The organism is Sporomusa sp. 246TCP1, from assembly GCF_057319775.1.
The window spans coordinates 3,320,201-3,343,514 of the sequence record NZ_CM170492.1 but is presented as its reverse complement, the minus strand read 5'-3'; the positions used below and the strand labels follow the sequence as shown (position 1 = coordinate 3,343,514).

At 40.6% G+C, this 23,314-nt stretch carries 20 protein-coding genes, 1 pseudogene and 1 riboswitch; of the genes and pseudogenes, 6 read left to right on the top strand and 15 right to left on the bottom strand.

The features are described 5' to 3' along the window. Window positions 1-24: 24 nt before the first annotated feature. The 10 genes and pseudogenes from AC1ECB_RS15885 to AC1ECB_RS15840 form a co-directional block, all read right to left on the bottom strand. Window positions 25-1,308, bottom strand: a complete 1,284-nt coding sequence (locus AC1ECB_RS15885) for a TolC family protein (protein WP_485664683.1) — start codon at window positions 1,306-1,308, stop codon at window positions 25-27. Between the two features lie 21 nt (window positions 1,309-1,329). Beyond that, window positions 1,330-3,648 carry a HelD family protein gene (locus AC1ECB_RS15880; protein WP_485664682.1) on the bottom strand — a complete coding sequence of 773 codons (2,319 nt, stop codon included), beginning with the start codon at window positions 3,646-3,648 and terminating at the stop codon, window positions 1,330-1,332. A 107-nt stretch (window positions 3,649-3,755) separates the two neighbouring features. After that, the gene (locus AC1ECB_RS15875) at window positions 3,756-5,510 is read right to left on the bottom strand and encodes an ABC transporter ATP-binding protein (RefSeq protein ID WP_485664681.1); all 1,755 of its coding nucleotides are present in this window, start codon (window positions 5,508-5,510) and stop codon (window positions 3,756-3,758) included. A gap of 130 nt (window positions 5,511-5,640) precedes the next feature. After that, a pseudogene (locus AC1ECB_RS15870) lies at window positions 5,641-6,288 on the bottom strand (ABC transporter ATP-binding protein). Between the two features lie 199 nt (window positions 6,289-6,487). Continuing rightward, complete coding sequence (locus tag AC1ECB_RS15865) at window positions 6,488-7,114, bottom strand: ABC transporter transmembrane domain-containing protein (protein WP_028971878.1); 627 nt, start codon at window positions 7,112-7,114, stop codon at window positions 6,488-6,490. Between the two features lies 1 nt (window position 7,115). Next, a complete protein-coding gene (locus AC1ECB_RS15860; RefSeq protein ID WP_156023740.1) occupies window positions 7,116-7,277 on the bottom strand; it encodes a hypothetical protein in 162 nt (53 codons plus the stop codon). 105 nt (window positions 7,278-7,382) lie between these two features. Continuing rightward, window positions 7,383-7,640, bottom strand: a complete 258-nt coding sequence (locus AC1ECB_RS15855; RefSeq protein WP_021169009.1) for a hypothetical protein — start codon at window positions 7,638-7,640, stop codon at window positions 7,383-7,385. Next, complete coding sequence (locus AC1ECB_RS15850) at window positions 7,633-9,342, bottom strand: asparagine synthase-related protein (RefSeq protein WP_485664680.1); 1,710 nt, start codon at window positions 9,340-9,342, stop codon at window positions 7,633-7,635. Before AC1ECB_RS15850 ends, AC1ECB_RS15855 begins: the two co-directional genes overlap by 8 nt. 4 nt (window positions 9,343-9,346) lie before the next feature. After that, window positions 9,347-9,823, bottom strand: a complete 477-nt coding sequence (locus tag AC1ECB_RS15845; protein ID WP_485664679.1) for a lasso peptide biosynthesis protein — start codon at window positions 9,821-9,823, stop codon at window positions 9,347-9,349. A gap of 191 nt (window positions 9,824-10,014) precedes the next feature. Then, window positions 10,015-10,209, bottom strand: a complete 195-nt coding sequence (locus tag AC1ECB_RS15840) for a hypothetical protein (RefSeq protein ID WP_021169005.1) — start codon at window positions 10,207-10,209, stop codon at window positions 10,015-10,017. A gap of 987 nt (window positions 10,210-11,196) precedes the next feature. Between AC1ECB_RS15840 and AC1ECB_RS15835 the strand changes: the two genes are divergently transcribed. The 3 genes from AC1ECB_RS15835 (at window position 11,197) to AC1ECB_RS15825 (ending at window position 14,862) form a co-directional block, all read left to right on the top strand. Continuing rightward, window positions 11,197-11,406 (top strand): heavy-metal-associated domain-containing protein, encoded by a 210-nt coding sequence (locus tag AC1ECB_RS15835; protein ID WP_485664678.1) that lies wholly within the window; start codon window positions 11,197-11,199, stop codon window positions 11,404-11,406. A 100-nt stretch (window positions 11,407-11,506) separates the two neighbouring features. After that, window positions 11,507-11,623: riboswitch (molybdenum cofactor riboswitch) on the top strand. A gap of 179 nt (window positions 11,624-11,802) precedes the next feature. Continuing rightward, window positions 11,803-14,115: a TonB-dependent siderophore receptor gene (locus AC1ECB_RS15830; RefSeq protein ID WP_485664677.1), complete on the top strand. Its 2,313-nt coding sequence runs from the start codon at window positions 11,803-11,805 to the stop codon at window positions 14,113-14,115. Between the two features lie 90 nt (window positions 14,116-14,205). Then, entirely contained in the window at window positions 14,206-14,862 is a 657-nt protein-coding gene (locus AC1ECB_RS15825; protein ID WP_485664676.1) for a 16S rRNA (guanine(527)-N(7))-methyltransferase RsmG, read from the top strand. 146 nt (window positions 14,863-15,008) lie between these two features. Here AC1ECB_RS15825 and AC1ECB_RS15820 read toward each other — a convergent pair whose 3' ends face one another. The 5 genes from AC1ECB_RS15820 to AC1ECB_RS15800 form a co-directional block, all read right to left on the bottom strand. After that, window positions 15,009-16,172 carry an iron-containing alcohol dehydrogenase gene (locus AC1ECB_RS15820; RefSeq protein WP_485664675.1) on the bottom strand — a complete coding sequence of 388 codons (1,164 nt, stop codon included), beginning with the start codon at window positions 16,170-16,172 and terminating at the stop codon, window positions 15,009-15,011. A gap of 39 nt (window positions 16,173-16,211) precedes the next feature. After that, window positions 16,212-17,378, bottom strand: coding sequence for an iron-containing alcohol dehydrogenase (locus AC1ECB_RS15815; protein WP_485664674.1), 1,167 nt, complete (start codon window positions 17,376-17,378; stop codon window positions 16,212-16,214). A gap of 92 nt (window positions 17,379-17,470) precedes the next feature. Further along, the gene (locus AC1ECB_RS15810; RefSeq protein WP_485664673.1) at window positions 17,471-18,712 is read right to left on the bottom strand and encodes a Ger(x)C family spore germination protein; all 1,242 of its coding nucleotides are present in this window, start codon (window positions 18,710-18,712) and stop codon (window positions 17,471-17,473) included. Further along, on the bottom strand, window positions 18,709-19,809 hold the full coding sequence (locus AC1ECB_RS15805; RefSeq protein ID WP_485664672.1) for a GerAB/ArcD/ProY family transporter: 1,101 nt from the start codon (window positions 19,807-19,809) through the stop codon (window positions 18,709-18,711). The genes AC1ECB_RS15810 and AC1ECB_RS15805 overlap by 4 nt, the downstream gene beginning before the upstream one ends. A 39-nt stretch (window positions 19,810-19,848) precedes the next feature. Beyond that, window positions 19,849-21,516: a spore germination protein gene (locus AC1ECB_RS15800; protein ID WP_485664671.1), complete on the bottom strand. Its 1,668-nt coding sequence runs from the start codon at window positions 21,514-21,516 to the stop codon at window positions 19,849-19,851. A gap of 109 nt (window positions 21,517-21,625) precedes the next feature. Between AC1ECB_RS15800 and AC1ECB_RS15795 the strand changes: the two genes are divergently transcribed. The 3 genes from AC1ECB_RS15795 to AC1ECB_RS15785 all read left to right on the top strand — a co-directional run bounded on the left by AC1ECB_RS15795 (window position 21,626) and on the right by AC1ECB_RS15785 (window position 22,970). Next, window positions 21,626-21,838, top strand: coding sequence for a hypothetical protein (locus tag AC1ECB_RS15795; RefSeq protein ID WP_485664670.1), 213 nt, complete (start codon window positions 21,626-21,628; stop codon window positions 21,836-21,838). 206 nt (window positions 21,839-22,044) lie between these two features. Beyond that, entirely contained in the window at window positions 22,045-22,278 is a 234-nt protein-coding gene (locus tag AC1ECB_RS15790; protein ID WP_485664669.1) for a hypothetical protein, read from the top strand. Window positions 22,279-22,559: 281 nt separating this feature from the next. Beyond that, window positions 22,560-22,970 carry a putative ABC transporter permease gene (locus AC1ECB_RS15785; RefSeq protein ID WP_485664668.1) on the top strand — a complete coding sequence of 137 codons (411 nt, stop codon included), beginning with the start codon at window positions 22,560-22,562 and terminating at the stop codon, window positions 22,968-22,970. Window positions 22,971-23,314: the final 344 nt, after the last annotated feature.

Below are 23,314 nucleotides of genomic sequence, written 5' to 3'. Positions count from 1 at the left end.
AAATTATCTAAGGTATAGACACAGCTATTGAACCGGTAAGCCCATGGCTTGATCCAAATTAGCCTTGGCGGTGTCATAGTCATATAGAGCCTGAGTGTAATTTTTCCTGGCTTTGTCAAGTGCTAATACTGCATCGCGAACGTCAAGGCCTGTACCGGCACCGACATCATAGCGAAGTTTTTCAATAGTCAGGTTTTCTTCAGCCTGATTTACCGAAACTGTACTGGTCTCAATTCTTTTTTTTGCTTCTTGCATGCTTAAATAGTATTGACGCACGTCAAGCAAAATGGAGTCACGGTTTTGCCCGGCCTGATCCCGCGTTTTGGCGAGACTGAACTCAGCCTGCCGCACTTTGGATTTTGTTAATCCGGCGTCCCATAAGTCTAATGAAGTGACCAGACCAACCGAGCAATTGCTTTTTTTAAATCCGGGGAAATTATTATCCTTCCAACCTTGACTCAGGGTTAAATTTACTGTTGGCAGATAGCCGCTGCGGGCAATTTGGACACTGGCCTCTGCGCTGGCTATTTTGGATTCATACTGGACAATTTCCGGCCGGTGAGTTTCCGCATAGGTAAGACATTCCTCAAGTATCAGGCCGGTCTTTTCATATTTGAAGTCGTCTTTTAAAATCAATTCGCTGTCATGGGGAAGTCCAAGGGCGTTGTTGAGGGTAGCCACTGCGTTGCTATAATTGTTCTGCACTTTGATGAGGCTGTCCTGAGCATCGGCCAAATTCACCTGGCTGGATAATACTTCAGTTTTTGCCACCATGCCCAGGTCATATTTGGTTTTAACCAAATTCAAGTGATCGGTATAATTGTCTACTGTTGCCTGACATATCCGGGCTTCATTGCGATAATCAAGTACGTTGAAATAGTAGGTGACAATTTTTAGCTGTAGTTGCTGTCTGGCGGCAGCAAGTTCAAGCTCGGCAACTTTAAGGTTCAAATCGGCCTGATGAATTAAGCCTTCCAGATTACCGCCGGAGTAAATGGGATAACTGATGGACAGTTGATTGCTAAAGTAATTGGAAAAAGAACCGGAATCGAATAAAGTCCCGGAGCGATTATCAACATGACTATAGCTAAGAGTAATATTTTTGTTCGCTTTTGTTTGCTTTATAGCCCAAACGTATTTGTCCCGATCAGCTTGCGCAATTTTTATATCGTAGTTATTTTTTAAAGCCAGCGAAACACTGTCTGCTAATGAAAGTTCAAGCGCCGGTGCCGCCAATACCAATTGTGTAAATAACGTTACCAGTACAAAGGGAATTATAACAACAAAACATTGCCGATATATTTTCATTAAAACCTCCCGATACACTTGCTAGCTATTAAATGCTGTTTTATTTACTGTTTCATGATATAAATTTTTGTCTATTTCAGCAATGAAAGGGGAAAGGGTGCCAATGTAAAACAGACTTAATTGATGCAGTGCCCGTGTGCATATTATGTATAAAATTTGACGTTCTTCATTACAGGCATAGTTGCTTGCATCAACGTTTATTGCCAATACTGCATCAAATTCCAGTCCTTTGGCCAGATAGGACGGAATTACCACAATCCCCCGGTTAAATTCGTCATCTTCATTGCTGATAAGGTCAAGACTGATATGTTTTTTCATGACCGAAAATATATTTTTTGCTTCCTGTGCTGTTTTACAGATAATGCCAATAGAGTGCCAGCCTTCATTGCGGATGTTGTCAATAGCCTTAAGCAGGGCAGTGGGCAAATCCCGTGTATATTTAACCTTTGTTACCAAAGGCAAGGGACCTGATCGATTTATAGTGTCTATTTTCACGTTAGGCAGCAGGCCTTGGCAAAAAGACTGAATTTGTTTTGTCGCACGATAACTACGGGTGAGCCGAAATGAAAACGAATTTTTGTTACCGATAATAGTACTTATTTCTTTAAAATCAGCGGTGTTTAGAAATGGATGAACCGCTTGGGCCGGATCACCTACTATTGTCCATGTAGAATGTTGAAAAATCGCCGCGAGAATTTTATATTCCAGCAGCGTGTAATCCTGAGCTTCATCAATTACTACATGCTTAATATTCCGTCCTTGGGGGAAGCCTTGCAAAACACCACAAAAATATAGAAATGGAGGAATATCTTCGTAGGGTAAAATGCCGGTATCCAGAAAGGAAAGCGTTTGTTTTTGAATTGCTTGCCATTCATCAGGGAATACCGTTTTAGCAGACGAATGAACAAGCAACCGGTTATCTGCATATAGTTTTCGATATTCATACCAGGGATTTAATTCAGTTAGTTGCTCGATCTTTTTTATTAATGGACGGAATACTTTCCAAGCTGCGAGTCTTGCACGGGCCTTAATTCGCCTTTCACTAATTTCTTCATACCCTGCGACGACTTCAGCCTCTTTTTCCTTACGAACCGCCTGGATAAACGGCTGCAGCCGGCTTTGAATTATTTCTCTGATTTTTTTCAGCCGAACAGCCGCCGGCATTATGGAAAATGATTGCAAGTAATATTTTTCCCACTCTTTTTTGTCAAAGAGTAGCTGATTTCGAAACTTTATGGGTGGATAGTTAGCTACAAAGCTTGTTTGAATCCAGTGCAAATAATCAAGTAAAATCTGTTCAAAAGCTTTAGCTGACTTAAAGCGGATGTTAAAAGTTCGGAGCGAGCATTTATTTTGACAAATGTCTGACAGCACAGTTTCCAGATGGGAAGCCCGGGTTTCGAGCTCCAGGGGAAACTGGGCGATTGATCTGGCATAATAGTCTTGAAAAGTCATTTGCAGTACGTTTTCTTCGCCCATTTCCGGGAGGACATTGGCTATATAGTCGCTGAACAATCGATTTGGTGACAGGATTAGAATGTTTTTTCCGGAAACTGTTTCCCTGTCATGATAGAGAAGAAAGGCGATTCTATGTAAGGCAACCGAAGTTTTACCACTTCCGGCCGCTCCCTCGACTAAAATTATTTGGTGATTTTCATCGCGAATGATTTTATTTTGTTCACGCTGGATACTAGTTATAATTGGATGCATTTTATCATCAGCGCTTTGGGCCAATATTTCTTGCAAGACATAATCATCTATTTTTAAATCAGTATTAAACATATACTGCATTTGACCATTAACTATTTTATATTGGCGTTTTAGGCTGATAGTTCCGTCGATCACACCAACAGGACTGTTATAGCAGGCGGAGCCGAGGCCAAAGTCGTAAAACATTCCGGATATTGGCGCACGCCAGTCGTATACTAACAAATCAGCAGTTTTATCGTTCATTAAAGTGGCAATACCAATGTAAATTTGTTCGGCTTGCGACTCGATTCCATTGGTTTTTTCAGAAAAATCAATTCGTCCGAAATAAGGAGAGTGTAGCATTGCCCGTAATTTTAGGGGAGTACTGTGGACGATAGATGAAATTGCCCGCTGGCGGGTTAGTCCTTCGATAAATTGCGCTTCATCCGGCAAGGAATCCCAGCCACCATCATAGCCACTACAACGACCACCACAGTCTTCCCAATAATTTAATAAGGTGTGCTTCAACTTGGTCTGCGTGGCAGCACAAGCTTGTTCACTTACTGCCAGTTGAGCGCTAATTTGTGCGAGCGTTTCAGCTAGTCTTATATTTTCCCGTTGCTGTTCCTGAGCGTGATTAATGATTACCATCTCCTCCAAAGATATCAACAGATATCAACTTTCCCTGCTGATTAACCACATAAAGAGCATAAAAAAACCAATGCTATAATTTTCAAGCATCCTCTTATAAAATACATCTATGCTCTTTTTAGCTCCAGCTGATTCGAATACATTTTGGCGTAAATGCCCTGCTGCCGCAGTAGCTCAGAATGGGTCCCGCTCTCGGCAATTCGACCGCTGTCCACCACAATAATACGATTGGCATTGCGGACTGTCGACAGACGGTGGGCAACAACAATAACGGTTTTACCCTCGAACAACTTTTCAAGCTGTTTTTGCAGCAGTGATTCTGTTACTGCGTCCAGGGCTGATGTCGGTTCATCAAGCAGAATAACCTGCGGGTCGCGTAATATTGTCCGCGCAATTGCCATACGCTGCTTTTCCCCGCCGGAAAGTTTTATTCCCCGGTCACCCACAAGCGTGTCGTAGCCTTGGGGAAGACTTGTGATAAAATCATAAATCTGGGCTATTTTAGCCGCCGCGTCGATTTGCTCTTGCGTCGCCGCCGGGGCGGCATAGCGTAGGTTGTCCCGAATCGAGCCGCTCCACAAAAAAATATCCTGCGATACTACACTGATCTGGTGCCGCAAGTCTTTGAGCCGATACTCGCGGATGTTTTTCCCGTCAATCAATATTTCGCCTGCCGTTGGATCGTAAAACCGCATGATAAGATCCAGTAAGGTACTTTTGCCGCCGCCGGTCGGACCGACGAGCCCTAGCATTTCACCGCATTTTACATCGAAGGAGATATTTTTTACTTCGCCTCGGCTCCTGGAATAACTGAAGGAAACATTTTGAAACCGGATGCCTTCGGTGATTTTTTTTAGCGGAATGGCATGGGGAGTGTCGGAAATTTTCTCGGGAAGTTCGAAAACCTCGGCAATTAGTTCGAGTGTTGGTTTAAGTCCGTTATAACGGACGTAGGCAGTGCGGATAGATTGAATACTTGAATAAAGCTGCGGAATATAAGCATTAAACATAATCAAGGAACCAAGCGAAAGTTGATCATTAAACACTTGCCAGGCCCCGAACGTAAAGACCAGTCCAACACCAAGCGATTGTTCAAATTTTCCTAGCAGGTTTATAAACCAAATTGTGCCGAAATCTCTTTGGTTTACAGCCTTTTGATAGTCCTTTATCCATTGGCTCATATAGTTGCGTTCTCTTTGTTCCTGCCCATAGGCTTGTACTGTTTTCATCCCGCTTATTACCTCGGTGCAGTAAATATCCCCTTTAGTTAGTTGTTGCTTTACCTGCTCACTGCCGTGGCGAATTTTTGGCCGCATAGACGTTGTTACACTGGAAAAAACTAGCAATATAATTAATAAAATAATCGTTAGTTTCCAGTTGGCTGCTAACATAACCCCCAAAACACCGATAAGCATAAGTACTTTAGATACAGGCATCAAAAAGATTCCTTGTATTAAGGTTTCGCCGACTTCTCCGCAGGAACGGGTAAGCCGACCGACAAGATCGCCCAGGTTGAATTCGCCGATTGTATCAGGCGAAAGCCTGGTAATTTTGTCGAACATTTGCCGGCGGAGATAACCAGAAAATTCAACGATGATAGCATTGTCCACTTTACTGCTGCCGGAAGACAGCAGCGAGGCTAATATCGGCAGTAGTACTATGGCAATTATTGTCCAGACAAGGGTGGTTATGTGTTTTTGCGGTATTGCCTCATCAATTATAATTTTCAATACCCAGGCAAATCCTAAATTGACTGCAGTCACCATAGACATGACAGCCATACTGCCCAAAATAAGCGGTAATCTGTGCCATAAAAAACCGGGAATGTTTAAATATTCATTTTTTAGTTTGTTAAAAACCATATAATCTCTCCCTTATTTTTTATTATTATCTGACAACAGTTCATCCCAAAAATTATTTGTCCAGTATTATTTGTCTGGCGGCGGCAAGTACAAGCTCGGCAAATTAGAGGTTCAAACCGGCCTGACCAAGCTAACCTGTTTCCCTTATCCCCAACTGATTCGAATACATTTTGGAATAAATACCATGCCGTTTTATTAGCTCTGCATGGGTCCCACTCTCGGCAATCCGGCCATTAGCCACTACGATAATCCGGTTGGCCCGGCGGACTGTTGCCAAGCGGTGGGCAACAACAATAACGGTTTTGCCCTCGAACAACTTTTCAAGTTGCTTTTGCAGCAGTGATTCTGTCAGCGCGTCCAGGGCTGATGTTGGTTCATCAAGCAGAATAACCTGCGGATTGCGTAATATTGTCCGGGCAATGGACAACCGTTGCCTCTCGCCGCCGGAAAGTTTTATTCCCCGGTCACCCACAATGGTATCGTAGCCCTCAGGCAGACTTTCAATAAAATCATAAATTTGGGCTATTTTACACGCTGCTTTTATTTGTTCTTCGGTAACTGCCGGGTCAACATAGGTTAGATTATCGCGGATTGAACAGCTCCACAAAAAAGCATCCTGGGATACTACACCGATTGCTTTTCATAAATCATTAAGCCGATATTCGCCGATATTTTTACCATCTATCAATATTTCGCCTTCAGCCGGGTCGTAAAACCGCATGAGCAAATCCAGTAAAGTGCTTTTTCCGCCGCCGGTCGGACCGACAATTCCCAGCATTTTCCTTTTATTACTTCAAAAGAAATATTTTGCACTTCTTCGTCTATTTGAATAACAGAAAGAAACGTTTCGAGGATTCCGTTGTCAATTTTTTCCAATGGAATGACTTGGGGAACATCGGTTATTTTTTCGGGCAGTTCAAGAACCTTTGCAATTCGTTCGATTGTGGCTTAATCGCATTATAACGCCGGTAGGCATTTCAAAAAATTTGCATATTCGTATAAAGTTGCGAAGTATAAACATTAAACATAACCAAAGAACCAATAGAGAGTTGATCATTGAACACTTGCCAGGCAACGAAAGTTAACACCAAGCCAACGCAAAGCGATTGTTCAAATCTGCTTGATAGATTTAAACACCAAATGGCACCAATATGGTGTCTGCTTTTCCGATGATCTTTTATCCATTGGTTCAGGTAGTCCCGTTCTCTTTGTTCTTGTCCATACACTTGTACCGTTTTCATCCAGCTTATTACTTGGTAAAGTAAATATCCGCTTTGGTTAATAGTTGAATTAGCTGCTTCGATTCTTGCTGGAGTTTTGCCTGCAGAGTCTTTGAAGCAATAATCAAAACCAATATCACAATTAATAAAATTACCGTTAATTTCCAATTTGAAGCTAGCATAACACCCAAGGTACCGATAAGCATAACTCCACCAGACACCATATTCACCAAAGTACTTTGCATCTTCGAAAGACCGGGTAAATCGGTCCACAAGGTCGCCCAAATTAAACTCGTTGATTGTTATGGGAGAAATCCTAGTGATTTTTTCGAACATTTGCAGACGGAGAAAATCAGTAAATTTATAACCGATATCTTCGGTCATTCTATCGCCGACTGAAGTCAGGAGCGCGGCTAATACCGGCAGCAGCACTAAAGGCGATAATTGCCCAGAAAAGAGTAGCTATCTGTTTTTGTGGGATTGCCTCATCAATAACAATTTTTAATATCCAGGCAAAACCTAAATTAACCATGATTCCTATAAACATAACAACCGCACTGCCTAAAAGCAACGGTAATTTGTGCAATATAAAGCCGGAAATACCAAAATATTCATTTTTTGTTTACTAAAAGATATATAATTGCTCCACTATTTATATTTCGACTAAATCGTTTTTGATCAATTCATCTTTAAAGTGGCGAAGAGATATATTTACTAGTTCTGAAGAAGATCTATTAATTTTTCGGGAAATATTTATAATTATTTCTTCTTCATTATTAACTGATAACAATTCATCCCAAAATATTTGCCCAGTTTTATTGATGTTAAAGCATGTTCCATTTCGAGTATCTAACAGCATCATATCACCATATAACCGGGAAACTTTTATTTCTTTTCGCAATTTAAACATGCATAGCCCTCGCTTCCGAATTTGCTGAATTTAAATTAAAATGATTAGATATACTTTTTAACCATAATTCGGTCATGCAACAACATATAAGGCCGGTAGCCGCCTTTGCGATTAAATGTTTATTAGTGAACATTTCTGAAAGTTTTTGACAATCGATAATTCCAAAAGCTGATAAAAATGAATTATCCAATAATAAGGAAGCAATTTGTTTTGAGTTTTTTATTACATACTCTTCATCCATTGCGTTTTGCAATTGTCGATGGTTTCGGGAAATAATTTCTTTGGGTAACAAGCCTATGAAGGCATATCGTAAAACTGGTTTTTCTATCCATTGACCGCCGACAGGCATTAGACGGTAACACAACGGCAACGCCAAAGAAAATTCCATCATTTCCCGACTTGCAAAAATATGAAACATATTCATCCTATGAGACTCAAAAAGATGCGATTCCAAAACCGCATGTGTTTCATTATCAAAGCATCGGTAAAAAAAATTGGTGGGATCTGTCGGTGGTTTTACTGATTTATAATAATATTGAATTGATTTCTTTGCAGAATCAGTTAAATAATTTTCATACCATAACATCCGGGGAAATATGTTTTGACAACACTTCGGTTGATCTGCACAGAAAACAGTACCCATTTTTTCACGGGTAAAAATAATAGCTTCCCGCATGGATAATGTTTTTAATAACGCTCGGAAGCTGATTTGCTTAAATTCCGATTTTCTCATACTAAAAAAGGCGTCGCTCAGACTTCCGTCAGATAAAATATTGATATTATTAGAAAGGCATAGATCTCTTGTTATTTCAAACAACCTATAAAAACTATGATTGTACGGCAATTGAAATTCCCAGTCTGTTTTCAAATATAAACTGGATTCAATTAAGAAAGTTGCATCAATTTCATGCAAAGGAACATTTAGATGATTGGTTACAATGCGTGCGTAATAAGATTCATCAGCGGATTTAATATTAGGAAAAGACCAATGATATGCAGATACATTTACGCCTGCTTCCTTGAGCATATAAAGAGCAACTGATGAATCTATCCCGCCGCTTAATAAAACGCCGATATTTTTGCCTAATGAACCAATTCGTCTTTTTAAAGTATCATGTAATATTTGACGGGTTTGATCGGCATAATCAGATATAGCGGATTTTTTCACTATATTGGTTACAGTTAGCTTGTCAATTCTGATATGATTTATTTTCCCGGCTTTAAAAATTAAAAGATGCCCTGCCGGTAAGCGGTAAATATCCATAAAATGAGATTTATCCGGTAATACCGATTCTCCCAAACACGTTAATAATAAGGAAGCTCTATCCACCTGTTGCAAAGCCGACTTTGAGTCATCTAATAATTTTAGTGGATTGGTAGACCAAATTAATTTATGACCTATCATCCTATAATACAAGGAGGTTTTACATAATAAACTTTTATATAAATACTGTGTTCCCATACTCCGCATTCCCATTACATAGGCTCCATCTATATCTTTTAGACAAGAGTAACCTACGTTTTGAAACAATTGTTTCAACTCAATTGCTGCTTTTTTTTTGTCTTTATTAATTAGTAAATGAACAAGAGATTTTGTTTGGTTTGTATAACTAGACCAAATCATTCCCTTTACTTGTAAATCAAGAGTCGGAGTAGTGGAAATAACATCATATTCATTGTAAATATCTTCATAATAATTCATTTTTTCACCTCTCGGGAATCCGGTATACTTCCGTAAATTTGGTTTTTGCCGGTAGTACGTCATTAATTGGTAAACAACATAATTCAACCCAAGCATGGAATTCGAAGCGCAGCGAAGCGTTCATTGTCGCTTTTCGGGCAATTATAACTTGTGATTGAAGCCCTAAGTATCTTAAAGACGCGCAAATCGCGATAGATCGTTCTAGGCATAAGGCTTCTTTATGAATTAGATTAATGAAAACTTGAGTCCAAGAGACAATAGTTCTTGCAAACAAATGCTCTTGAATTTCATTAGAAAAATTATATTTCCTGTAAGGTTGTATTTTTTTTAAAAAATTAATGGCCTCGGTAGCGCCTTTCTTTTTGTAAAGGCGCAATAAGTAGAGAGTAGTGAAAAGAATTCTGGTTTTTAGAATAAAATTGATAGCCGGTACATCAATAATTGTGGATTGACCGGTAATTAATAATTGTGCATATTTCATGTCAACCACCTCATTTCAAAAATACAGGGTATTAAAGCCACAACTGATTAAAATAGCGCACTTTTTACCAACCCCATTTGCCCGAAGAGAACCTACGGGACGAATTGATTATGGCACATGCTGCCGGAGATTACTGGTAGCATGTGCCGTGCGATGCAGACTCTAGTAAAATAGTTTGACGAAAACTCTCTTTATAAAGGCTGAGCGTCACCGTAGGGACAGTTGTGGGGATTTGGACATGGATATTGCTGACAATCTTTATTGCATTGTGAAGAAGTGTAGTAACCACTCCCGTCTACATTATCACTGTCCCCGTCTCCACCAACTAACTCTTCCATCTTACCGACTTTAGTAATTTCAGGTTCTTCAAACAACAGCTTTGTCACATTATTCCCTCCCTTCATAGATTTTTTGGTAACACTGCTTATCGCAGAATTATCCTAATTTTATAAGTAGTAAGAAAAATTGTAACTTGTGAACTGTAGTGGTTTCTACAACTAGTTATTATGCGGTCTAAAATCTTCTAAAAACTTGTATATATTAAGCTACTAATAATTTGATACAACTATTGATTTGCAACAATAACAGATTTAACCCAACATAACAAAATCAATTATGCTATTGAACATGTTTATATTTGTTTGTGTTTACAACAAATAATACATTAAAAGGTAATTTGTTACAAGTAGGTATTTTTATATAACCTACTAATACAAAAGTACCTAGGAATATAAGTTCAAGTATAAGTTTTCTATCACGCACGTAACGATACGATTTCTATTAAGCGATTTATTGATCCACTTGCGGCTCTTATTTTTATATGAGATTTTATGTTAAGATATGAGAGTCGCGGAGGCTTTATAATACAAGGGGTGTCAAGTACAAAACCCGGCACAGGTGACCCCGTGCCCCGTACCCCGCACCCCGTACCCCGTACCCCCGGCTTTTGCCGGAAAAAGCGTTCCGCAGGAGAAAAGCCGGGCGGTATTCCGTTAAAAAATCCGTACTGTTTGAGCGTAAGTGAGTTTACGGATTTTAGGAATATCGCCCGGCTTTTCAGCTTTTAGACGCTTAGGGCCTAGACCTTTTGTTTTTTGGGATAATGCCAAAAGTAAAACGTCTCGCCATTATGCATGCACATCTTTATGCCAAGTAGGTATTTTTATATTAGTATGTTACATAAAAATACCTACTTGTAATAAAATTACAAAATAATATAAAATAAGCTAAGAAAAACAAAAATAATTGAAGTCAAAGTAAAAATAAGTCATATGATATTTGTTTAAATACAGTAAATTTAGCAACATAACTGTTTATTGTCAAATCCGTTTTTCGGGTGACAATTATAAAAAAGTTGTAGGGAGGTGAAAACAATGAGCCAGTCTGATCAAACAGTATTAAAAATTGAGGGCATGTCGTGCGGCATGTGTAAAGGTAAAGTGGAAAGAGCACTTCAAGGAATGCCTGGAGTTACAAGTGCGAGTGTTGATTTGGGGAAAAAAGAAGCAATTATAACCGGCTCTGCAAGTCATGCAGAGTATGTTAAAACAGTGGAAGATCTAGGGTTTAAGGTAGTTGGTTAACGAATACCTTTCTCAACAACAGCAGAGCATACAATATTGAATTATTCCAAATGCCACAAATCCAGCAGCTAGCAAATGTTGAAGTTCTTTTGATGTTGAATGGAATAGTAGACTCCGAGCCAATATTACCTCACTCTACAAGAATGGTAGTTGGCCTATGGGCATAATTGGAAACGGTTATGCCTCCCGTTTGGAAAGGAGCGCAATTTAGCGGACAAGTGCAAGCTTTATGTCTGTTTGTTCCCCTATGCACTAATTCGAAAAGATTGCCAAGCCGTTTCCGATGGTGACTGGCAATCTTTTTCGTTTTTGTCTAGTGGTAGACAAAAGGGTTATAGTGAGAACAATGCCGGTGTAGAGCGCTAAAAAAATTTGAAGAAGGAGGAGCGAGAAAAGATGAAAAAGAAAAAGCGAATGCGGGGTGGCGTTTTGACTTTGGCTGTTGTTTTGTCCTGCTGCATGTCGGGCATAGCAGTGGCGGAAGAGGCTGTCAAAACTGTGCCAGCGGAAGAAACTCAGACTGCCGCTGCCGGACAACAATCAGATCAGGCCCAAGAACAAGAGCAAGCGACTGACCAACAGGCTGCGCGCAAAGCCGATAATCAAACCACCGTAGCAAATAGTGCGCCGCAGACTGCGAATGTTCCGATAGCTGAGGTGGAGGTCAAGGCGAAAAAGGACAAGAAAAAACTGACTATAGGCCAGCAGCCCGATGCTGAAGGAGTCAATGAGTACCCTGTAACCAAAAGCTCCTCTGGCAGTAAGTCGGATGTAGAGAATAAGGATTTACCGCAGTCAATTACCGTTGTGGGACAAAAGATTCTAGAAGAGCAGCGGCCGACCACACTTGATGAGGTGTTGACTAATATCTCCGGAGTATTTGCAACCCGAAAGCAACCACAATATTGGGGTGGCAATTTGTATACCATCCGAGGCTTTGGGGGAAGTGCGTTTGACTCCGCCCTCTATGTAAATGGGTTATGGGACACTAGTTCTACCGTTGCTGGATGGACTGGGAACATTGACCGAATTGAGGTGCTCAAGGGACCTGCTGCGGTACTTTACGGAAATGGTTCGCCGGGCGGACTGATTAACATGATTACCAAAAAGCCGCTGCCTTTTTATAAATTTACCATCGGTACCGATTTTCGTTCATGGGGCGGTAAGTCACAGGACATCGATATGTCTCTGCCGCTGACGGAAGATAAAAAATGGCTGTCTCGAACTATTATTCAAAACGCTGACTATCGTTCTTTCCAGCGGGATGTAAAATTTAAGCGCTTTGACGGCAGTTTTGTTGTGCAGGGCCAGCCACGTGACGATACCACTTATACCTTCGAATTGGGTTATCATTATCACGACGGGCTAAACTACGGCGATGCCGGCAGTCTGCCGGCTACGGGAACCATCAGGGATCCGATCGGCTTGATACCTTATAATATGAACTATAACTGCCCGACTAACAAAACCAAATACATTGGACGTAGTGTTTCGGGTCAGATCGAGCACAAGTTCAATGATATCTGGACTCTTCGCTCGGCTTTGAGCTATAGCAAACGGTCGACTTTATCCAATTATCAGAGCAGTGGTACTGTAAATATTAATAATCTTACTATTGAGCAATATTGGGTATGTAAAGAGTGGTCAGATAATACCAAAGCATGGGATACTACTCTTAATGGGAAGTTTAAAGCTTTGGGGCTTAAGCACGACCTGACTTTAGGCTATACCTGGGCTAAATATACCGATATAGTACCTTATTGCTATTGGGATTATAATATGCCGGACATGTCCCTACTTAACCCTGTTTGGAGTACTCCGGTAAGAGATGAAAAATATAGTTGGCATAAGACCAGTCCCAGTATTGAGTATCGCAATGGCGGTTATCTATCGGATATATTGGAGATTTCACCCAAGCTTAAGCTGGCAGCCGGGATAAGTTATACCAGGCAAAAATGGAGTTACAATAGTAACCCCAACAACACCGGCTACAGCCGTAGATTGGGAGTAACCTATGATGCAGCGCCGGGGGTTACCTGGTTCACCGGATATTCAACTACCTATAACCCAGTAAGTCCCAAAGATAATGGCGTCAAAACTTTCTACTTTAAGCCGGAAACCGGGAATCAGATTGAGGGTGGTCTAAAGGTAGACCTGAGTAATCGCGCCAGTATTACGTTTTCAGCTTACCACATCAAACGCCAGAATATGGTTTATTGTATACCCGACACAGAGCCAGAAGAATATGTCCAGATCGGTGAATATGGCAGCAAAGGCTATGATTTGGATGCTTCTTACGTTATCCGTCCCGGCTGGAATGTTTTGCTGGCTTTCTCTCATTGTGATGCTCGTGTATACAAGGATGATTATTACTTATCTGGAAATGTATTTCCAATGGTTCCGCTTAATTCTTATAAATTATGGACTACCTATGAGTTTTTGGATGGGCCGCATAAAGGCTTGGGCTTTGGCGGCGGCCTGACATATGTTGGCCGGCGTATGCTGCATTTAAACAATAGTAAGTACGGATCGATTGACGGTTATACCGTATTAGACGCGGTAATTTATTATAAGACCAAAGATTGGCGCTATTCCTTAAATATCAATAACATTACCAACAAGAAGTATTGGTCTTATGGCGGCGCAAACAATGTTTGGGCGGGAACACCACGCAATTTTGTTCTACGCATTGAAAAGAGTTTTTTCTAACATTTTGCTGTGGTATAAAAGGGCTAATATGCACGTTGTGAATATTAGCCTTTTCCACAAAACAATATTAGCCTTGAGAGGATGAAAAAAATGGACTTTTACCCGAAATTGGCCGCTATGGCTGTGGATTACAACATCAAACTTAGTGATAAACAATTGGAGGAATTGACTTGTTTCTATGACCTGCTGTACGCCAGAATTCATAACTGGAGTGCGGATATTATGGTTGGTACGATGATTGATTGTCTTAGCTGTTATGAGCCCGATATTTTTCCGGTCGGTTGCCGGGTTATTGATATTGCTTCCGGACCTGGATTTCCCGGTATACCGCTGAAAATATTACGGCCAGATATTAAGCTATGTATGCTGGATGCCTCAGAAGGCCGGCTGTCCTTTCGTCAGGAAGTTGTCGAACGGCTGAATTTAGCCGACGTCACGAACCTTCATTGCCGGGTCGAAGATGCCGCAATTTTGCCTGAACACCATGGACAATACCAGTTGTCCATGTCGCGCGGCCTTTCCTATTCCCTCCAACGGTTGGTTGAATTGGGCCTGCAATTTGTTGAACATGGTGGTCATTACATTGAATTTGAGGTTGAACGCCGCCATGAAATGGAAGGGGTCGCTGAGAAAGTTGCCGCCGTAGGGGGAGAGTTGGTCAAAGTCAAGGAGCAGGACCTCGAAGGCCGGATATTTGTTTATGTAAAAAAAGTAAGGGAAATGCCGCTTACAAGTGTAACTGCTTAGCAAGCGAGTTGAATTGGGCTTTTAATTGAACCAAACAGCGGGCTGTATGAAAACTTAGAAATTAGTTTTCATACAGCCCGCTCCAGACGGCGATAGTGCTTTGCGGAATCTCTTGGCAGCCAATAGACAACCGGGGGTACTACACCCTACATTGCTGCTTCATATATACTAATAATATCTTGTAATGTACCTTTTCTTGGATTGGTTAAAGCAGATATATCCTTCAAGGCGTTTTGGGAAAATGTTTCAAGTTCACTTTTCTCTATGCCCATCATTTTTAATCCACTTGGAATTTTAATATCAGAGCAAAGTTTTTTTATTGCAATACCAATTTTTTCCACAGCTTCAGGTTTACTGTCAGCTTTTTCACCCATAGCTTCCGCAAGGTTCGCTAGTCTTATTTCAGGTACGGATTCGGCATTGAATTGTAATACATAAGGAAGTAAGATACCATTGTAATTTCCGTGTCCCTGATTATGTGATCCGCCTAATTGGTGTGCCATGGCATGGATATACCCCAAACCCGCGTTATTAAAAGCCATGCCTGCCATCACATTAGCATACATCATTTGCTCTCTGGCCTCCAGGTCATTTCCATTGACGTAGGCGCGTCTGAGATAATTAAAGACCAATTCTATAGCCCCAAGTGCCAAAGTATCGGTCATTGGCGAGGCTTCGGTAGATATGTATGATTCTACTGAATGGGAAACAACATCTATGCCTGAGCTGGCGGTTATATCTTGTGGCATAGTCGCCATAAACATCGGATCATTAACAGATATGAAAGGTAATATGTTAGGCGCGGCAATTGACATTTTAACTTTTCTTGATTCATCTGTTATGATTGCGAACATGGTTATTTCTGAAGCTGACCCGGCAGTAGTATTAATAGCGATATGTGGTACAGCTGGTTGGGTAATCTTGTTATAACCTTCATAATCTATGATTGAACCTCCGTTAGCAGCGACAGCAGCTATCGCTTTTGCGCAGTCATGGACTGAGCCGCCGCCGATTGAGATAACTAAGTTATAGGCTCTTCTAAATAATTTATCAAAATAGGTTAGTCCTTCTTCAACAAAGGATACGGTTGCGTTTGGATGCAGGATGCCATCAAAGATATCATAAGTAATAAACAAGTTTTTTAACATCACTTCAATTTTTTCAAGATACCCTAGCTTTATCATATTTTTATCAGTAACAATTAGCGCTTTGTTTAGTTTCCACCCTAACAATTCATTGGGCAGGTCTTTGATTGAGCCAACACCAATAAGATTAGTTTTGGGCATAAAAAAGTTATGTGTATTTTCCATCTTTGTTCCTCCGGCATTTTTCATTTAACAGATCGGTAATTACATTGCGGCTTTATATATATTTATAACATCTTCCAAGGCGCCCTTTCTTGGATTGGTAAATGTAGCTATGTCTTTTAAAGCATTTTGAGACAGCTTATCAAGATCAGTTTCTTTTACGCCCATTGCCTTTAATCCATTGGGAATGCCAATATCCAAACCAAGTTTCCTGATTGCATTACAGATTTTCTCTACCGCTTCGGGTTTGCTGTCAGCTTTTTCACCCATAGCTTTAGCAAGTTTTAGAATTTTGCCTTCCTGTAGGGAGGCTGAATTGAATTCAAATACATAAGGAAGTAATATGCCATCATAATCACCATGGAGCTTATTATAGAATCCACCTAACTGGTGAGCCATGGCATGAACATACCCCAAACCCGCATTATTAAAAGCCATGCCTGCCATTATACTGGCGAATGTCATTTTTTCTCTGGCTTCCATATCATTACCGTTTTCATAGGCTCTTCTGAGGTAACCAAAAATTAATTTTACTGCCCCAAGCGCGAAAGAATCCGATATTGGCGAAGCTTCTGTAGCAGAATAAGATTCTATGGAATGCGAAAGAGCATCTATCCCGGAACTGGCGGTTATTTCCTTCGGCATAGTCGTCGTAAACATCGGATCATTGACAGATATGAATGGTGTAATATTAGGGGAAGCAATCACCATTTTAACTTTTCTCGAAGTATCTGTTATGATTGAGAACATGGTTACTTCAGCGCCCGAGTAGGTAGTATTTATGGCGATATGTGGTATCGCCGGCTTGGTAATCTTGTTATAGCCTTCATAATCTATTATGGATCCACCGTTGGTAGCTACAGCTGCTATGCCTTTTGCACAGTCATGAATTGTTCCGCCGCCGATAGATATAATTAGATTGTAATCTCGCCTAAGCTCCAGCCCCTGGGGAAAGTAGGATAGACCATCCTCGACAAAGGAAACAGTCGGGTTAGAATGCAGGATTCCTTCAAAAATATCATAGGAGATGAACAAATTTTTCAACATAGTTTCAATCATCTCGACATAACCCAAGCTGATAATGTTTTTATCAGTAACAATGAGTGTCTTGCTAAGTTTCCACTTCAGTAATTCATTTGTCAAATCTTTAATTGAGCCAACGCCAATGAGATTGTTTTTGGGTATAAAAAAATTATGTGTATTTTCCATATGTGTTGCTCCTCCGGTAGTATCCCGTTTGTCATTGTATAGCTTTATTTTCCCCATTATTATATTTTTAATCAATAAGAAACGCAGCGTGGTCACTTTATTATCAGCCGTTTAATGTTTGTACCGGTATTTGGTACGCTTACAGCAATAGTTACATGTACTGGTATATCAGGAAAAATATCTGCCCATTTGGCCTCATACTCATTTTTCCATAAGGGTGGTGATTTCCTAAATAGGGCGAAGCCAAACCCGAATATGTCTGATTGCAATTCCTTTTGTCCTTTATTTAATGCCGCATCAACATCGGAACGGATGTGGTCTGCCAGCTTCTGTTCCGCAATGTTTATTTCTTCAAGCGATAAAAACTCTGAATCCTTGTCCCGGGAGGATTTCCGCAAAACAGCAGTTACCTTGACATCCACATAGATAACTGGCGTACCGTTTTCCATTTGGATTTTTATTTTGTTGTTCGAGTCAGTCACGGCATAATATAATATTTCATCTGCACCGCCAACGCTTGATGGTTCCGATACGATGTAAGCTTGTATTTTTTTCCCGGTAATCCAGCTAAAACCCCGGCTCTCTTTTTCGTCCAGCCAGCCCACAAATTTCTCTCCTTTAAAGGCAGCCAGCCCGGGAACTTTGTGGGCTCCGGTATGTTCTTCGTTAAGTCTCAGTTGCTCATGGGTTGAACTTTTAGTTTCCTCCTTTTGTGATTTTGCAGCTATAGCAACGATGTGTGGTACTGTTGCCTCCCAGCCGCCAATGGCCAGCATTTCTTTAAATGTATTTATTGTAACCACATAGGCAAGGCCTGTACTTGGGGAGAAATAGATCAAGTCGTGGATTTTTTCAGCAGAGGATATTGTTTGGTACGGGTCAATGGTTTTGATCACATCTGCCGCCTTGCCTGAGGTAATCGCCAGATAGGCTGAGCTATGTAAGGCTGGTGAACGGTCGAAAAGATCAATTGCATCCATCATATTGTATCTTGCTGCTTCTTCACTAACAACAACAGTTGTTACATAACCGTAGAACAGCTTTTTGTGAACTACTTCCTGAAGCTTTGTCACTGCACCGATCAAAGTTTTATCTGTCGCCGAATGGACAATCTGCTGAACCCCAGCTTTAGTTGCAGCTTCTGGTTGGGCACTGCTTTTTCCTTCTGTTGGTTGATATATGATAGTTAGTGTTATTTCTTGTGTTTCATTATTGTAATCCATACCCATGCCAATAACCTGTACAAAATCTTCATATTCCGCATAATCCCAGCATCCTGGCAGGACAAGCGATAATAGCATAGTGCAAGCTAGTAACAGCATTCTGGTGTTCATTTAAAAGTACTTCCCGTTCTTTTTTTTATTAGCATAATACTAATAGAAGCAAGCAGTAGAACAAATATCGAAAAAGGTAAAATAATATAGCCCAATAATACTGCCAAAGTATAAGCCTTATTGTAGGAATTGAGCCACAGTGACGGGACGAAAATCATCACTGCCAGTAAAAACAGTTGGATTCCTGGTTTCCAGTTGTTGAACATTTTTTTTGCAGCAGTCCACGAACAATATAGGTAAAACGTAGTTTTTCCTAGAGCGATAAATTGATAAGTGCCGAAGATGAAGACCTCTAAGCCGCGAATGAATTCGCCAACTTTGATAATTTTAGCCGCATTGACCGCTCCGAAGGCGATACGTGCTGCAAGCTCCGGACTTAGCATCGCGATAATAATCAGTATTGCTGAAGAAAAAATGACAGAACAGGCTGCCAAGCCTATTACAACCCACATATAGTGTTTTCCCGGATCAGGTATAAACCGCACGATAACCATTAAAAGCAGCAGACATTCAGAGGCAGTTCCGGATAAAAATAAAGTTCCCTTGATACATCCCAGCAGTGAGGTATCAAAGATGGGGATAACATATTCTGGATGAATATAATTGGGAAAAGCAAATATGAAACTAATGAAGAAATTGAGAAGACCGATTACTGTCAAAATTTCAACCGTTCTTGCCAGAACCTTGATTCCATTACTTAGGAGCAGTACTGAGATCGAAACCATTACTAGTATAATTAGCCAGCGTGGTGTATATATAAGAAAAAACGTTTTAATCAATTCGGTAAACATGTTTAGTATTGTAACTGCCAAGGCAATATTTATAAAAATATATAGTCCGCTGACAATAACACAGGATATTTTTCCTAAACCCGATTCCAGAATGTCGAAAATTGTACCTCCTGGTTGATGCTTACCCAGGTATAATATCCATACGGCAAAGGGAATTACCAGTAAAATACCTGCTAAAGATGCAACCCAGGCAGCCCGGTCTGTATCAGGATCAATCCAGGTATGAGTGTATACAATATTTCCGAGTGCACCGATCAACACAAGAAAAATAGTTTGCTCCCGTGTAATTTTGACATTCTCCAGCATAAATTCACTGTCCCGTCTATAGCTTTTTTACGGATGATCTCATTTGTCATTGCCCATTCTCACGCGGTTGAAAGGAGCTAGTATTCGTAACCGTTTTTTCAAAACGCTTAAACGCATACGGATGAAGGTATCTTTCATGCCTTCCAAATCAAAGGGGACAAACGGGTAAAGATAGGGAACACCGAAAGATTCCAGTGATGCCAGATGCCAAAAAACAATAACAATACCGCTTATTAATCCAAACATTCCCAAAAAACCGGCTAGGATAATAAAAGAATAATTGAGCAGTCTGGAGGTGTATGTGATTGTAGTTGTTGCCACGGCAAATGACGAGATTTCAGAAATAGCTACTACGATGATGATGGAAGCACTTACATAACCTGCTGCAACGGTAGCTTGTCCAATAACTACCGCCGCAAGTGTACCGATAAAGTAACCGACCGATCCCGGAATACGCAGGGCTGCTTCACGAATAACAGTCATACCAAAAGTCATGAGCAGGAGTTCTACACCAGATGGAAAGGGTACACCTTCCCGGCCTGTCGCTATGGCTACTGCCAGGGATTGAGGTACTATGATTTGATTGTACGTTACGAAGGCTAAATACAGCGGGGAAATAATAACAGAAACTGCATAAGCGATGATACGGCCAAGCCTTAAATAGCAGGCAGTAATAGTCAGTTCGGCGTAATCATCCATTGATTTGAAATTGTCCCAAAATGCTATCGGGGCTAAAAAGGCAAAGGGACTGTTATTGCAAAGCACAGCAAATTGCCCATTCGTTAACGCTTTGGCGACAAGATCCGGGCGTTGAGTTTGCTGATATTTTGGGAATATGGATAGGGGTGTATCTTCAATAAGCTCTGACAAAATACCGATACCGTCAACAGAATCGATATCTATCTTTTGTATGCGCCTGCGGGCTTCGGCAACAATGCCGGCATTGGCTATACTATCAATCCATACCAATTTTACTTTTGTTTTCGAGAGTACCCCCACTGTAAATTTTTCGAAACGCAGGTTAGGTATTGGCAGTCTTTTAATAATCATACTGCAGTTTATTTCTACATCTTCAATAAAGGCTTCCAGGCTTGACAGTACTGTGCCTTCATTATCAGGTTTTTCTAGTGAGCGTTTTTCAATTTTGCGGCTATCAATAATGAGAGCTGTATTTATGCCATTGATAAACAGTGCCGTATTCCCAATTAACAGGTTTTCTATAACCTGCTCCATATAGTTGGTGGTTTTTACATTGGGTACAGCTATGAATTTTGCCTGTATCAGTGTAAGTATAGTATCAAAAGTGGTGTTAACATCAGCTTTCCCCTTAAGAAGTGGCTCTATTATCTGGTGGCTCACCAGTTCTTGATTAGTGATACTTTCGATATAAGCTACCCCGGCTTGTGCTTTTCCTGCTAAAATATCATATTTCCCTGTAATCAATCCGATACTTTTTCCCAGAATACTGGTTATGAATCCGAAGTTTTGATCAGCAGTTGAAAAAACACGGATGTTTTTATAGTTGGCCTCACCCAAAACAGGCGACATGAGTTGTTGGGAGATTTGGTTCAGCTCTTCGGCAATTGCGTTACTTTCGGCGGTTAACTGGTTAAGCGCGTTCAGGTTTTCTTTGGCGTTGGCGAGTGATGCTGCCGGTATTTGAGCCGATAATTTTTTAAAACAACAAGGGTTCCTCAAGTGTTTCATGGCGCTCCTCTCCGCTTGGTACTCTCCCATTATCTAGTATTATAAATACTCCGGTATTTATGTGTTATTTTTTGGAAAAGGAGCTCATAAAATACAAACGGATATTATTATGTTTCAACGGAACCCTGACATCAGCAGCTTATGGAATTGGACAGTGTCATGGGACACCAATTATGGGAAGGTATGGTTTCAATTGTTAGACGGCAACGTTTGGGGAGGTTACGAGTTAAAAAACGCTGCCAAGGGCGAGCTATCAGGTACTATCAACGGAAATGTCCTGAGTGGCACTTGGCAGGAAGGCAGCGAATGGGGTTTATTTTAGTTTTGTAATTATGCGCAACTTGCTCAGTATCTAACAAATTCAGATAACTGCAGGGTTTGCGGACGTTTTTATCGAATATATGGCAAGGATAAGTGTCAATACTGTAAAAACGTGCATGTGGAGGTGAAAGATGTAAAAAAGTGGGGTTGGCTGGTAAGCCCAAAATATTTGGCTTTATGAACGGAAAGCCTTAGCTGGAGGAAAAAATGCAAAAAATGACGGAATCTGAAATTCGGGTCATCGCCGAAGACATTGTATCTAAAACGAGTGACCAAGCAACTACTATTATTTTTCAAGATGGAACGACTAAATCTGTAACGGGAAATTGGCTGGGATACAAAAATATCTGGCTGGTCATTCAAGGCAAGGCCGAAGCAGAAGAAGTATATGATCAGTTATTGCTAAGCTACAATGAAATCCAGTATTGTGAAGGTTGTTAACTGCCAAACAGATTAGGCAGACAACGATGAAAAAGCCGGAGGGTGTAATAAGGGTATCACGGAGTGAATATAAAGCACGTTATGCTACGAAATTGGTCGCAGGGGTCTATACTTCCCCTAGCGGCCTTTTGATTTGCCGACAGACATAATTCTAACTTAAAAAATACGTTGTACTGAATGCGGAAGAAATGGTTCGCGATGGTTATCCCACGGATCTGGTTGAGCGGGAACATAAACGATTTTCTAAAACCGTGAATAATCACTTGGTGCAGGTTTACACTATGAATATGGTACACTTTGTCATTTACGGAATAGTAGGCTGGTGTCTCGAAATTATCTGGACAGGTGCAGGTTCGCTATTAAACGGAGATGTGTGCTTGACAGCTAGAACCTACTTATGGATGTTCCCGATATATGGTTTAGCATTGTTATTTGAGCCACTGCATGACGTAATCAGGGGCTGGCCGGTGTGGGGGCGCGGCACTGTCTGGATGCTACTCTATTTTGCCGTCGAGTACCTTACTGGTTGGATACTGAACGTTATAATTGGCACTATACCCTGGGATTATTCCCGGGACGTCTTCAATATACATGGGTTAATTCGCTTGGATTATGCTCCGGCATGGTTTATTGTGGGCCTATTATTTGAAAAAATCCATGACTGGCTAGATCAGATTCGGATAGTTCAATAGTTTTGGAACTTGCAGGAAACTGTCTCCAACTAGCCGCTAAATACAGTTGGTTGGCAAGTATGGACATGTACTTGTTAAAGAATAAACCGGTAAGCTAGTTGATAGCTTACCGGTTTATTTTCATATAAGATTTAAAAATTGATTATCATTTTGAATTTACGTAAAATTCATGGTATAATGATAAAGTAGGGATAATATGTAAGTACTTGAGAGTTGCACAGTAACTGAAGGTGAAGAGACAAGGTCGTGGGCTGTCGCTAACACCCAGAATTATTTTACGGAATTTTCAAGTAATTTATATAGATTGTCTTAGAAGATGATCTATGTTTTTGATGTAATAGTGG